This is a genomic window from Acinetobacter sp. HY1485, assembly GCF_027568475.1.
Lineage (GTDB): Bacteria > Pseudomonadota > Gammaproteobacteria > Pseudomonadales > Moraxellaceae > Acinetobacter.
This window is the reverse complement of the sequence record NZ_JANKZG010000004.1, coordinates 265,073-277,558: the sequence shown is the minus strand read 5'-3', so window position 1 is coordinate 277,558 and position 12,486 is coordinate 265,073. Positions and strand designations below refer to the sequence as shown.

Genomic DNA, 12,486 nt, shown 5'->3' with positions numbered 1-12,486 from the left:
ATCGCACATCGCACATCGCACATCGCACATCGCACATCGCACATCGCACATCGCACATCGCACATCGCACATCGCACATCGCACATCGCACATCGCACATCGCACATCGCACATCGCACATCGCACAGATGATTTGTCTTTTCTATATTATAAGTAAAGATTTTTTATAAAAAAAGGCACTTGAATTAAGTGCCTTTTAAAACTACTTAGTGTCGCCTAGCTAGAAATGTCGTGACAAATCCTGAGAGTGCATAGAGCGAACAAACAATTAAAATGCCAACAGGAATGTTATATGTCATTGCCGCTAATATAAGTACTACTGGAAGCATGAAAATGAACGGTACTCGCTTTCGATCCATTTGCTTAAACGAATAATACTTCACATTTGAAATCATCAGTAAGCCAACGACTACCATAATCACAGCATAAAAAATCTGTGTGGTTCTTTCTTTGAGTGTAAATAATTCAGGGTAATCTTTACTAACCCAAACCAAACAAATCACCAAGATTGCAGCTAATGGACTCGCAATTCCAATGAAATAGCGTTTATCCACAGTCCCAATTTGTACATTAAAGCGTGCTAAACGAAATGCACCACATGCTGTATACACAAAACAGCATGCTAAACCAATACGTCCTAACTCGTGTAAATCCCAACTGTACATTAAAATTGCAGGCGCAACACCAAAAGCAATAAGGTCTGATAAAGAGTCAAACTGTTCGCCGAATGGACTTTGTGCACCAATAGCTCGTGCTACTCGTCCATCTAAACCATCTAGTAATGCCGCAATAAAAATTGCATAGATTGCATGCAAGTAATGACCATCCATACTCGCAACAATAGAATAAAAACCCGATAATAGCGCTGCCGTTGTGATGAGGTTTGGCCAAAGATAGATACCACGGCGTTTTACTTTTTCACCTTCGTTCGTATCTTCTTCTTCGATAACTTCAAATGTAAGTCCATCATGGGTATCGTCAGAATAGTCCCCATCATTTTTGGGTGTATTGCGCATATCTACGTTCCTTTGTTATTCGCCAACCGTCCATTTCACTGCAATTTGTGCGCCTTCCTCTTGCATACGTAAATGAGGAAGTAACCATTGCAATGCATCTTTTGCTTGTTGTGCAAATTTCCAAGGTGGGTTGATTACCATTAAGCCACAGCCATTGAGTCCAACAGGCGTATCGTCTGGCCAAATACAAATTTCACATACAAGTTGACGGCGAATATCTGTTTTTGCCATTTTTTTGTAAAAACGATCTGTCATCACACGGTCTTTAATTGGATACCAAATGGCAAATACGCCTGTTGGCCATTTTTTGTGTGCTTTTTGAATAAGTTCTACCAATTGAGGAAAGTCTTTACGTTCAACCTCATAAGGTGGATCAATCATCACTAATCCACGCTTTTCTTTTGGTGGAATCATCGCAAGTAAGCCTTCGTAAGCATCACGATGGTGTAGTCCCATACGGCGATCACGAATGTTATGACGTAATTGTTCAAACACATCAGGCTGCATTTCAAATACAGTGGCTTTGTCTATTTCGCGCATGCCTTGAAGTGCAAACCACGGCGAACCTGGGTAAGCACCTTTACTTTCTTGATCACGTAATTGCTCAACATGATTCATATATTGCTTAATAGCTTCAGGTGCTGTTTTCTTTTGCGCACTTTCTAACTGAATTAAGCGATGGATACCTGTTAAAAATTCACCCGATTTTTGTGATGGTGCTTCTGATAAATTGTATTTACCTGCCCCACCATGGGTGTCGATATAACGGTACGGTTTATCTTTTTCGTTTAAGCGTGTTAAAAGCTGAAGGAGTAACACGTGTTTCATAACATCAGCAAAGTTGCCTGCATGAAAATGATGACGATAATTCATGAATATATTCCTAATTTCTGAGGCTATATTAACATGAAAAAAAAACTTACATGTAACGTCTCAAATCAGGGTATTCTTCTGTGTCATTTTTTTTGCTAAACAGTTATGCAAATGTCTTTGCCTGCGCATTGGAATATTGAGCGCATTATCAATCAATTAGATGAATTTGGCTTTTATATTCTTGATGCGGCTTATTCTACTGAATATTTAAATGCAGTACGTCTTGAATGCATGTCTCATTTAGAATCTTTTCGGCAAGCTGCAATCCAAAATGGGGTTGTAAGTAATATTCGTAGTGATCATATTTTATGGTTAGATGACACCCTTTGTATTGCACAGCAACACACGCAGTGTTTAATGGCATTAGCACAGCAGTTAAATCGGGTATTCTTTTTAGGTATTAAAGATATAGAAGCACATTTTGCATGTTACAACGCAGGTGAGTTTTATGCGTTACACCGTGATAATCCACAAGAAAAAAATGGGCGCATAGTTTCGAGTGTGTTCTATTTGCATGAAGCATGGCAAAATGACTTTGGTGGCGAACTACGTTTGCAAGATAAACAAGGTCATTGGCATATTGTTCAACCCATGCCAAATCGTATTGTAATTTTTCAAAGTAACTTACTGCATGAAGTACTTTTGTCTAAGCAACAACGTTTATCTATTACGGGTTGGTTACGAAGCGATATTCCTTTAATTTAAGTGAGTGAATTGAATGACTAAACGTATTATTGAACGCCTTGGTGAAACAGATCAGTTATTTTTAAGTGAAAATTCGGCTGAGTTAGCTTTAGAGCGTGGAGATTTACGCTTACAATTGGTGGCACTAAGCAAAAATAAACAAGAACAAATTCATTTTTTGCACGAAGCGATTGCTATTTTAGAGCAAGGACGAATTGAGTTTGAAGATATTTCCGTATCGCTTTATCTTGATTTGTCTTTACAACTGGCTAAAGCGTATATGATTTATTTTGAACTGAGTCATGATACAAAGTTTGCACTGATTACCCAGCAAATTTTAAAGCCATTGGCACACTTAAATGATGGCAATATATTCTTATTTTTGGCATATTCCTGTGCTTGTAAACAAGAAAACGCGTTAACACGACATTGGTTAGTTAAATACGAAAAAACGGTTACTTTTGACCCAATTTTATTACAACAATACTCTGCATTTAAACCATTTCATGCAGAGCATTGGTTCAAAACATTAATTCAGCACAAGTTAAATTGATTTTTCATGTAACAGTTGATTAAGCGTATCTACAATAATTGCCCATTCATCATCTTCTGCACAGCGATTTTTTAAAAAAGAACGTTGAGAGTCATTCCAAAACGGCGCGTGTTCAAGTTGAACATCTTTTGGAAGTTGATGTGATTGTATAAATTGATCCATTTCATCAACCTCTAAGCCAAGTTGCTCAAAGAGTAGTTCTAGGGTGGGTTGTTCATTAAACATGTTGTTATCCTGCCTTGTTGTTTGTTTTATTGTATGCACAGTTTGATATAAAAAAGCACCTTCTAAAAGGTGCTTTTTTTGTTACTAAAGTAAGTGGCTAATGGCACTACGCTCTTCTTCTAATTCGGCAAGTGTTTTATCCATATACTTACGGCTAAACTCGTCAATTTCTAAATTCTCAACGCGTTTATATTCACCATTTTCGCACGTTACAGGTACACCATAAATGATGCCTTCAGGAATACCATAAGAACCATCTGAAGGTACACCCATTGTCACCCACTCACCTTGAGTGCCGAGTGCCCAATCATGCATATGATCAATCGCTGCATTTGCCGCAGAAGCTGCAGATGATAAACCGCGTGCTTGAATGATTGCCGCACCACGTTTACCTACCGTTGGTAGAAAAACATTTTCATTCCATTCTTGATCGTTAATTAAATCTTTAACTTGTTCACCATTTACTGTTGCAAAACGATAGTCTGCATACATGGTTGGTGAATGGTTACCCCACACTGTTAAGTTTTTGATATCTTTAACAGCTTTATCTGTTTTTTTAGCAATTTGCGTTAAAGCACGGTTGTGATCTAAACGTAACATTGCAGTAAAGTTTTTAGCAGGTAAATCTGGTGCAGATTTCATTGCAATATAAGCATTTGTATTTGCAGGATTACCTACAACCAATACTTTTACATCACGGCTTGCTACATCATTTAATGCTTTACCTTGTACAGTAAAGATTTTTGCATTTTCTTGTAATAGATCAGCACGTTCCATACCTGGACCACGCGGACGCGCGCCGACAAGTAATGCGTAATCTGCATCTTTAAATGCAACATTTGGATCGTCTGTACCAATCACATCAGCAAGTAATGGAAATGCACAGTCGTCTAATTCCATAATGACACCTTGCAGTGCCTGTTGTGCTTTTTCTACAGGAATTTCGAGTAATTGTAAGATAACTGGTTGGTCTTTCCCTAACATCTCACCACTTGCAATACGGAACAGTAAACTGTAACCGATTTGACCTGCAGCGCCAGTCACGGCAACACGAACGGGTTGCTTCATGTCATGATCTCCTTGTTAAAATCTTAATGATTGTACTCTTAAACTGCCTAATATGTACCCTGAATATTAAAATTTGTTGGACAATTTGCCGTGATTTGTGTTGGGCATGCTTTAAATTGTCCATTGGTTTTGTAACAAATACTGGCATGGGTAAGTAATGCTTTACGTCCAGCACGTTGACAATTAAATTGAATTGCATTTGCAGGCAAACTATTATTCAGTTTCATAAATTGGTCTTGTAACGCACTATAAGAAACTGTATGCGATGCAGCATCTGTGAGTAAGGTTGGAATTTTCAGGTTTTGTGCAAATGTCGTCATTGTTCTAAAATACTGCGATGCATTCATTGGCATACAACCACCAATGGTGCGCCAAAGTTGTACACGATATGCTTCATCAGGAATTAAGCGTGCCACAACTTTAGATTGTACTTGAGATAAATTAGCTGACGTATTGGTAAAGCAGTCCGAACGCATCACTTCAGGTACCAAACTTGCAACTGTCATGGCGTACCCTTCTAAGCATTTACGTTGGCGTTTTGCGTTATCATCAATTTCACAGATGGCAGGGGTCATCTGGATATGTAATACATATCCTAAATTACCCGTTGTGGTCATTGCAATATCTGCCCGACTGACCACACAACATCCCATCATGACTAAAATGACGACATAATGTTTTAACTTCTTCATATCTATTGTTCTGCACGCGTCGGAATGTCGCGCATCCATTTTCCAATATCCTGTAATCCCTGTCCCAATATGACGCCATAATGGGTGGCATTGGTCATGACATTTTTTACGTAGTTTCGTGTTTCATTGAGTGGAATACTTTCCACATATTGATCGGCTGGTAAATACTGATCTGTTGGTTGCCAACGGCGTGCTCGGTTAGGTCCTGCATTGTAACCTGCCGTTGCAAGCACTGCATTGCCTTCTAACTGACCTTGTATCATAGATAAATAATATGTGCCATAGCGAACATTGGTATTCATATCAGTTAATGCCGCAGGATTATAGCTTTCGCCCATTTGGCGAGCGACTAATTTAGCAGTATTTGGCATCACCTGCATAATCCCACCTGCACCAACATTAGAACGTGCAGTGGTCACAAAACGGCTTTCTTGACGCATTAACCCATATGCCCACGCAGGATCTAGCGTTACATTTGCGCTATGTGCCACAACTGCATCTTGATGTGGTGTTGCATATCTCAAACGGTAATTATGGCGATTTTGGGTACGATCTGCCGCGTAAATTGCACGGTCATACCAACCCATTTGGGTTGCGCGTTGTGCTGCGGCAAGTAGCAGCCCATCATCATGTTTTAAATATGATTGGCGTACTGCCCAATTCCACTCACGATTGGTATAGGTAGCAGGTGCATTAATACTCTTAAGTGTAAATGCCCGATTAAAATTGATATCTTGATTTAAACGTATAATATCATTTGATGTGGGCTGACTTTGTTCTAACTTATTGTATTTTCGACCCAAATGTTCTTGCGCTAGTAAGTTATGGTAATCATCACCTTGATCGGCAAGACGTTGATAGATCGCATTTGCTTGTGGTTTGTTACCCGAATTTTCATAGCTCCGTGCCAACCAATATTGCCAACGGTCTTCTTGCTGCTGCATTACATTCATACTTGAAATAGCACGAATCACACTTTGCCATGAACCAAAACGAATGGCTTGGCGTGCATAAATTTCTGCTTCTTCAGGACTAAATGCAAGCCCCACACTCGCGTTAAAATAATTAAGCACAATACGGTTAAAATTATTTTTAAGTACTGTGGTGCCACCAATATATGCCACTGTACGATATAAATACTTTTGCACATCAGGAGGCGTATTTTCGGCAGCACGATTGGCAGAACTTAAACCTGTGACTAAATCATTGGTTGCCAAACGCCCAAGCGCAAAAATTAAATAAGCATAATCGGTTTCGTTATTTTTAGGCGCAGACCACAAATAACCCAAAGGATTTTGTTGAATTTGGTTAAGCTGAGCTAAAGAAACATTTAAACCAATCGCTTGGGCAGTCGACACCGCTTGTCCTGTTTGCCCTGCTCTAAGTTGTGTCCATAAGCGTTGTTTTTTATCTTCTGTGGTCATCAAAGGGCTTTGTAATAATATACGGCTAAGCCCCATACAAGACTCTGGCATACTCTCAGTACTTAAAGATAAATCTTGATATTCTGCAAGTGCTAACGCATCGCCTGTTTTGGCACGTACTTGAGCAATTGCACAAGTTTCTGCTTGGTCAGGATTAGAAATATAAGGCAGTAATGGCTGTGCCCCAAAAAAGTCAGCTTGTTTTACTTTTTCTTCTACAAAATCGGATGCGAGTTTTTCTGCCATTGCCGACTGTGGGTAACGTTGAACAAAATTAAGAATATTGGCAGCAGGTTGAAAAGCAAGATTTTGATTAAGCTTCCAATATTCAGGATAATAACCGAGCACATCGTTTTGCATAGAAAATACGTACTGATCTAACGCCGTACTTGAGTTTGCAACTCTTAGTGCCTGACTAAAATCTTGGTTATCTGCATAGCTTGTACATGCTGTACCGCATAAAAAAAGCCATAGCCAATTTTTTGCTGTTCCCACACCCATTCCGTTTTGCGCCATCATTTTTGTCATCAGTTTAAATGCAACCGCCTCAGGTTTCTTGTTACGTTATGTAATATTTTTGGATAAAGTGATAAACTGCCGCTCTTTTTATCTCTGCTAGGAGCCAACATGACGGTTGAAACCTTCATTCCTACTCACGCCCCAGCTGCCTCAGACAACACTGTTCACCAGCACACGCCAAGCGATTCAATAAAAAAACTTTATATTGAAACGCAAGGGTGTCAGATGAATGAATACGACAGTCATCGTATGGCAGACTTATTAGGCGATTCGCACGGTTATGTGCTCACAAAAGACCCTAAAGAAGCTGATATTCTACTCATGAATACCTGCTCTATTCGCGAAAAAGCACAAGAAAAAGTGTTTAGTGAACTTGGACGCTGGCGCAAACTTAAAGACAAAAACCCTGATCTTGTGATTGGTGTTGGTGGCTGTGTGGCATCTCAAGAAGGTGATAACATTCAAAAGCGTGCGCCGTATGTCGACATGATTTTTGGACCACAAACACTGCACCGTTTACCTACGATGTTAGATCAGCATCAAGAACAAATTGAAAAACCAAAAAAAGAAAAAATTAAATTGGTCGATATCTCATTTCCAGATATCGAAAAATTTGACTTTTTACCCGAGCCACGCGTAGAAGGACACAAAGCTTTTGTTTCTATTATGGAAGGCTGTTCAAAATACTGTTCATTCTGTGTTGTGCCATACACACGTGGCGAAGAAGTTTCACGCCCATTAGATGATGTACTTGCCGAAATTGTTGGGCTTGCAGAACGTGGTGTACGTGAAATTAACCTATTGGGACAAAACGTAAACGGCTACCGTGGCGAAACATTTGACGGTGGTATTTGCACATTTGCAGAACTGTTGCGTCTTGTTGCAGAAATTCCGGGTATTGGACGTTTACGCTATACCACATCGCATCCACTTGAATTTTCTGAAGAGTTAATTGAATGTTATCGTGATTTACCACAAATGGTGTCTCACTTACATTTACCTGTGCAAAGTGGCTCTAACGATGTGTTACAAGGCATGAAGCGCAACCATACCATTGATATTTACGTGGATAAAATTGCAAAACTTCGTGCAATTCGTCCCGACTTACACTTATCAAGCGATTTTATTATTGGCTTCCCGGGTGAGCAAGATCATCATTTTGCAGAAACATTACAGTTTATTGAAGACTTAGATTTTGATCACTCATACAGCTTTATTTACTCAAAACGTCCGGGAACACCTGCGTCTGAACTTGAAGACAATATTCCTGAAGATGTAAAAAAAGCGCGTTTGGCTAAAGTACAAAAAGTGATTAAACAATCAAGTATTGCTAAAACAGATGCCATGTTAGGTACTGTACAACGTGTGCTCATTGAAGGTATTTCCAAGAACGATCCAAACGTATTAACAGGCACTGCCGATAACACACGTTTTGTGAACTTTATTGGTGATGCATCTTGGATTGGACGTTTTGCAGAAATCGAAATTACCGAAATTAAAACATTGAATTTAGTTTACGGAGAACTCTTGAATCTTGAGCCTGACGTAGCGTAATGTAAGGGTATTAACTCAAAGATAAAGGAACTCTCTTGACTGCAGCGATCCGACGTACAATAGCTTTTCCGGGTGTTTCAATGGAGCGTTTAAAAAGCATGCTCGGTGCTTATAACGGTCATTTGAAACAAATTGAACAACGCTTAGAAGTGCAAATCACACATCGTGGTGATACCTTTTACGTTGATGGCGATTTAGAAGCAGTTGAGCGTGCCGAAACGCTACTCAATAAAATGTATGAAGAATCCACTGATCCCATCAGTGCCGATCAACTTCATGTGATGATTCAAGGTAGCCAAACTCAAGAACACACAGGGTTAGATGAGGTTTGGCTACAAACACGTAAAGGACGCATTAACCCACGCGGTGCCAACCAAAAACGTTATGTTCAGCGTATTTTACAAAGCGACATTTCGTTTGGGGTTGGACCTGCAGGAACAGGTAAAACTTATCTTGCAGTTGCTGCTGCGGTAGATATGCTAGAGCGCAATGAAATTCAGCGTATCTTGCTTGTGCGCCCTGCGGTAGAAGCAGGTGAAAAACTTGGCTTCTTACCGGGTGATCTTACGCAAAAAATCGACCCGTATCTACGCCCATTGTACGATGCACTTTATGAAATGTTAGGCTTTGAGAAAGTTGCAAAACTGATTGAACGCCAAATTATTGAAGTTGCACCCTTAGCATATATGCGTGGTCGTACCTTAAATCATTCCTTTGTCATTTTAGACGAAGCACAAAACACCACGCCTGAACAAATGAAAATGTTTTTAACACGTCTAGGCTTTGGTTCTCGTGCTGTGATTACAGGAGATATTACACAGGTCGATTTACCTCGTGGACAACGTTCAGGGCTTTCTCATGCCTTACGTGTGCTTGAGAATATTCCCGAAATTCATATTACTCACTTTCATTCACGCGATGTTGTACGACATCAACTTGTGCAAAAAATTGTAGAAGCTTACGAAGGTTGGGACAGCGAGCAAAATCGCTTGAATAGCGAAGAGCGTGCTGCCAAAAAAGCAGAACAAGAAGCACTCGTTGCACAAAACGATGCGGCAGCAGATGCACAAAATTAAGGAATTGTGTTGAAACTTAACCTTTCATTACAACAAGATGTTTCAGTGCCAGAATTGGTGCTGAAACGTGCTTATATTAAAAAAGTGGTCGAAACTGCCCTACGTCATATTGGTTTAAACGAAGATTGTGAGATTGGCATTGCCTGTGTTGACCATGCACAAAGTCATGAACTGAACCTCGCTTATCGCCAAAAAGACAAATCAACCAATGTATTGTCTTTTCCAAGTGATATACCCGAAGAAGTGCTGAGCATGTTAGATGCGATGCCATTGGGTGATTTAGTGGTGTGTGTTCCTGTTGTATTACAAGAAGCGCAAGAACAACAAAAACAACCTCTACATCATTTTACTCACATGCTTGTACACGGCACGCTACACCTTCTTGGCTATGACCACGAAACAAGCGAAGAAGATGCAGAAGAAATGGAAGGTTTAGAAATTGAGATTTTAGCAAAACTTGATTTAGCTAATCCTTATTTAACTTCAAACTCTGCTTGAGCAGGATCAAACCGCCACGTTCTTACAATACGAAGCTCGGAAATATTCTGCATATTTTTGTCAAAACGTCCAAAAGGCGCACCACGGCGAACAGAGTTTTTCGCAGCTTCATCTAAAATTGTATGTCCTGAGCTTTCTAATAATCGAATAGCACGTATGCCACCTTCGGCATTTAAAATCACCATCAGTTGTACCTCACCTGCAAGCTGTTTGGCTTGTTCGGGATAATAACGATTACCGTACAACTCTACTTTTTCACGGAATTTTTCTAAATAAGCCGCAGAAGCATCACGCTTTGCTTGAATACCATCCACCGTTTTAATACTTTGTTGACGACTATAATCTTGCTGACGGCGTAAATATTGGGCTTCTAGACTTGCAATCATGGCTGCTTTAGCTTGATATTGACTTTCAAATTGTTCTTTAGCTTTTTTACGCTCTTGTTCTTCACTTTGTTTTTGCCAACTTAGCACTGTCATCAGCACCTTTTCTTCAAAGTGTAATTGGCGTTGTTGTTGGATCATTTCTAATTCATGTAATTGTGCCTGTTCGCCTGCCGTTTGCGTTTCGGGTGCAGGGGCAATCTCAGTCGATGTTTTATGTTTATCCTTATATTGACCACTACCTTGTTGATCTGCTTGTGCCAAAAAGTCAGCATGCTCAACAGATTTTTCACTTGGTCGAATCGTCACTGCAATATCTTGTACCGAACCTTGTTGCTGAGGCATTGTAAATTGAAACAACAACAACCCTGCATGCAGGAGCACAGCGATTACAATGCATAGCAAAAAAAATTTATCTTTTAATGACGAATAATCTTCGCCTATTTGCGCTCTTGCCATAACATTAAAATGACCACAATCTATTAAAAAAAACGTAAACTATAACAACTTGCCAATAAAGGCGATTATAATGTTATTTCTTGTCTAAAAATAACCGATTTTTGGAAAAATTTATGCCAACGCTAATCACCAGTATTTCTAATCATATACGTAATGCTTACCAAAAAGCAGGTGGATTTATTGAGGAAGAGCGCGAATTTGCTTTGTCACAAGTTTTTTTAAATGCCACTTTTCAGCGTTTTGTGACCGACAACGTTGGTTTATTAAAAGACCTCCATGCCGATGTACACGACGATTGGTTACGTTTATATGCCACAATTGACGTACAAGGGTTACATACAACGCTCTCTGTAGATTTAAAACTCTTACAGATGGAACTCAATAAAGACGTACAACTTTTAGTTTTTGAACAAATTAGTAAAACTAACGTCATTGAAGCCACATTTAAAAATATCTTCCAAAAAATGGGCTTTAAATGTGCCCTATTTGTTTTTCAAAAAGTGTTAAACAAAGACCCATTGGGTATGATTTTACAAAAATTTAACGTGGTACAAGTTAAAGATGGTTTACTTTATTTAGACCTGAACCAATGGCTTGGTAAAAACCGCTCTGTATTAGAAACGCTCAATAAAGTTCATGTCAATCATGCCGTATTACGTGAGTCAGAACTTGTAGTAATGGGTAATGTAAATTTAGAAGCTTTATTTAATAAAATGCCAAGTGGTGAATAATACTATGAAAAAAATTCTTTTTTTTATTGCAGCGAGTACGTTGTCTTGTAATTTATTTGCAATAACTCCTTTTGAGGCAAGTTATAAATTTGCCTACAATGGTAAAAATTTAGGAAGTGCAACACGTACACTGTCACAAAAAAATCAGAATTGGAATTATGTTTTCACTGCTACGGCAGGGATGATTGCATCAGCTTCTGAAAAAAGCTCATTTAATCTAAATAAAGGTATAGTTGATTCAAAGGACTTTAGCCGTACAAGTAAAATTTTAGTACATCAAGACAATATGAGTATTCATTTTGATGCTAACAAGCATGTTATTTCAACACAGAAAAAAGAAAAAAAACGTAGTTTTCAGTGGCAGCCTAATGTATTAGATGAACTCAATGCAGAAGTTCAAATTCGCGAAGACTTAATAAATAATCGTTTGCGCTCTACTTACTTATTAACTGATGCTAAAGGTATCGATGAACGTCAATTCATTAAGGAGGGAACAGAGCAAATACAAACTAATTATGGAACATTTGAGGCAATTAAAGTACGTATGCAACATAGTCGCCCTGACCGTAATACAATTTTTTGGCTTGCTCCAAAATTAGATTATTTACCTGTAAAGATTGTACATAACGATGATGGAACATCATATGGTTTAACACTCACCAATTATAAGAAATTTTAACTTGTAATTTTTTAAATGCTTCTTAAAATATCTTTTTGCTTAAAAAGCAAAC

Annotated in this window: 14 protein-coding genes; 7 read left to right on the top strand and 7 right to left on the bottom strand. The window is 38.9% G+C overall.

Annotated elements, in window-relative coordinates; all coding sequences use genetic code 11:
- Positions 1–206 precede the first annotated feature (206 nt).
- On the bottom strand, positions 207–1,016 hold the full coding sequence (gene pssA, locus PCI70_RS06725) for a CDP-diacylglycerol--serine O-phosphatidyltransferase (protein WP_269914553.1): 810 nt from the start codon (positions 1,014–1,016) through the stop codon (positions 207–209).
- A 15-nt stretch (positions 1,017–1,031) separates the two neighbouring features.
- Positions 1,032–1,889 (bottom strand): 23S rRNA (adenine(2030)-N(6))-methyltransferase RlmJ, encoded by an 858-nt coding sequence (locus PCI70_RS06720; RefSeq protein ID WP_269914552.1) that lies wholly within the window; start codon positions 1,887–1,889, stop codon positions 1,032–1,034.
- Between the two features lie 105 nt (positions 1,890–1,994).
- Between PCI70_RS06720 and PCI70_RS06715 the strand changes: the two genes are divergently transcribed.
- A complete protein-coding gene (locus PCI70_RS06715) occupies positions 1,995–2,594 on the top strand; it encodes a 2OG-Fe(II) oxygenase (RefSeq protein ID WP_269914551.1) in 600 nt (199 codons plus the stop codon).
- Between the two features lie 13 nt (positions 2,595–2,607).
- Positions 2,608–3,126 (top strand): hypothetical protein, encoded by a 519-nt coding sequence (locus PCI70_RS06710; protein WP_269914550.1) that lies wholly within the window; start codon positions 2,608–2,610, stop codon positions 3,124–3,126.
- Here PCI70_RS06710 and PCI70_RS06705 read toward each other — a convergent pair.
- The 4 genes from PCI70_RS06705 to PCI70_RS06690 form a co-directional block, all read right to left on the bottom strand.
- On the bottom strand, positions 3,118–3,351 hold the full coding sequence (locus PCI70_RS06705) for a DUF2789 family protein (protein ID WP_269914549.1): 234 nt from the start codon (positions 3,349–3,351) through the stop codon (positions 3,118–3,120). The two genes, PCI70_RS06710 and PCI70_RS06705, sit on opposite strands and share 9 nt — an antisense overlap.
- An 84-nt stretch (positions 3,352–3,435) precedes the next feature.
- On the bottom strand, positions 3,436–4,419 hold the full coding sequence (locus tag PCI70_RS06700; RefSeq protein WP_269914548.1) for a malate dehydrogenase: 984 nt from the start codon (positions 4,417–4,419) through the stop codon (positions 3,436–3,438).
- A gap of 47 nt (positions 4,420–4,466) precedes the next feature.
- On the bottom strand, positions 4,467–5,111 hold the full coding sequence (locus tag PCI70_RS06695; protein ID WP_269914547.1) for a ribonuclease T2 family protein: 645 nt from the start codon (positions 5,109–5,111) through the stop codon (positions 4,467–4,469).
- A 2-nt stretch (positions 5,112–5,113) separates the two neighbouring features.
- A complete protein-coding gene (locus tag PCI70_RS06690; RefSeq protein ID WP_269914564.1) occupies positions 5,114–7,036 on the bottom strand; it encodes a lytic transglycosylase domain-containing protein in 1,923 nt (640 codons plus the stop codon).
- 126 nt (positions 7,037–7,162) lie between these two features.
- On the opposite strand from PCI70_RS06690, the gene miaB reads away from it, so the two are divergent.
- The 3 genes from miaB to ybeY are packed head-to-tail and all read left to right on the top strand — an operon-like array spanning position 7,163 to position 10,182.
- Complete coding sequence (gene miaB / locus PCI70_RS06685) at positions 7,163–8,608, top strand: tRNA (N6-isopentenyl adenosine(37)-C2)-methylthiotransferase MiaB (protein ID WP_269914546.1); 1,446 nt, start codon at positions 7,163–7,165, stop codon at positions 8,606–8,608.
- 35 nt (positions 8,609–8,643) lie between these two features.
- The gene (locus PCI70_RS06680; protein ID WP_269914545.1) at positions 8,644–9,684 is read left to right on the top strand and encodes a PhoH family protein; all 1,041 of its coding nucleotides are present in this window, start codon (positions 8,644–8,646) and stop codon (positions 9,682–9,684) included.
- Positions 9,685–9,693: 9 nt separating this feature from the next.
- On the top strand, positions 9,694–10,182 hold the full coding sequence (ybeY, locus tag PCI70_RS06675) for an rRNA maturation RNase YbeY (protein ID WP_269914563.1): 489 nt from the start codon (positions 9,694–9,696) through the stop codon (positions 10,180–10,182).
- Here ybeY and PCI70_RS06670 read toward each other — a convergent pair.
- Positions 10,158–11,024 carry an energy transducer TonB gene (locus tag PCI70_RS06670; RefSeq protein WP_269914544.1) on the bottom strand — a complete coding sequence of 289 codons (867 nt, stop codon included), beginning with the start codon at positions 11,022–11,024 and terminating at the stop codon, positions 10,158–10,160. The genes ybeY and PCI70_RS06670 overlap by 25 nt on opposite strands.
- A gap of 113 nt (positions 11,025–11,137) precedes the next feature.
- Here PCI70_RS06670 and PCI70_RS06665 point away from each other — a divergent pair, with 113 nt between their 5' ends.
- Both PCI70_RS06665 and PCI70_RS06660 read left to right on the top strand, forming a co-directional pair.
- The gene (locus PCI70_RS06665) at positions 11,138–11,755 is read left to right on the top strand and encodes a hypothetical protein (protein WP_269914543.1); all 618 of its coding nucleotides are present in this window, start codon (positions 11,138–11,140) and stop codon (positions 11,753–11,755) included.
- A 4-nt stretch (positions 11,756–11,759) separates the two neighbouring features.
- Positions 11,760–12,434, top strand: a complete 675-nt coding sequence (locus PCI70_RS06660; protein WP_269914542.1) for a DUF3108 domain-containing protein — start codon at positions 11,760–11,762, stop codon at positions 12,432–12,434.
- Positions 12,435–12,486 lie beyond the last annotated feature (52 nt).

What these genes read in the sequence shown, in the direction of transcription:
- PCI70_RS06690 (WP_269914564.1), bottom strand. Translation starts at nt 7,036, where the DNA reads ATGGGTGTGGGAACAGCAAAAAATTGGCTATGGCTTTTTTTATGCGGT.
- PCI70_RS06705 (WP_269914549.1), bottom strand. Translation starts at nt 3,351, where the DNA reads ATGTTTAATGAACAACCCACCCTAGAACTACTCTTTGAGCAACTTGGC.
- PCI70_RS06715 (WP_269914551.1), top strand. Translation starts at nt 1,995, where the DNA reads ATGCAAATGTCTTTGCCTGCGCATTGGAATATTGAGCGCATTATCAAT.
- PCI70_RS06665 (WP_269914543.1), top strand. Translation starts at nt 11,138, where the DNA reads ATGCCAACGCTAATCACCAGTATTTCTAATCATATACGTAATGCTTAC.
- PCI70_RS06700 (WP_269914548.1), bottom strand. Translation starts at nt 4,419, where the DNA reads ATGAAGCAACCCGTTCGTGTTGCCGTGACTGGCGCTGCAGGTCAAATC.
- miaB (WP_269914546.1), top strand. Translation starts at nt 7,163, where the DNA reads ATGACGGTTGAAACCTTCATTCCTACTCACGCCCCAGCTGCCTCAGAC.
- PCI70_RS06710 (WP_269914550.1), top strand. Translation starts at nt 2,608, where the DNA reads ATGACTAAACGTATTATTGAACGCCTTGGTGAAACAGATCAGTTATTT.
- pssA (WP_269914553.1), bottom strand. Translation starts at nt 1,016, where the DNA reads ATGCGCAATACACCCAAAAATGATGGGGACTATTCTGACGATACCCAT.
- PCI70_RS06720 (WP_269914552.1), bottom strand. Translation starts at nt 1,889, where the DNA reads ATGAATTATCGTCATCATTTTCATGCAGGCAACTTTGCTGATGTTATG.
- PCI70_RS06695 (WP_269914547.1), bottom strand. Translation starts at nt 5,111, where the DNA reads ATGAAGAAGTTAAAACATTATGTCGTCATTTTAGTCATGATGGGATGT.
- PCI70_RS06670 (WP_269914544.1), bottom strand. Translation starts at nt 11,024, where the DNA reads ATGGCAAGAGCGCAAATAGGCGAAGATTATTCGTCATTAAAAGATAAA.
- PCI70_RS06660 (WP_269914542.1), top strand. Translation starts at nt 11,760, where the DNA reads ATGAAAAAAATTCTTTTTTTTATTGCAGCGAGTACGTTGTCTTGTAAT.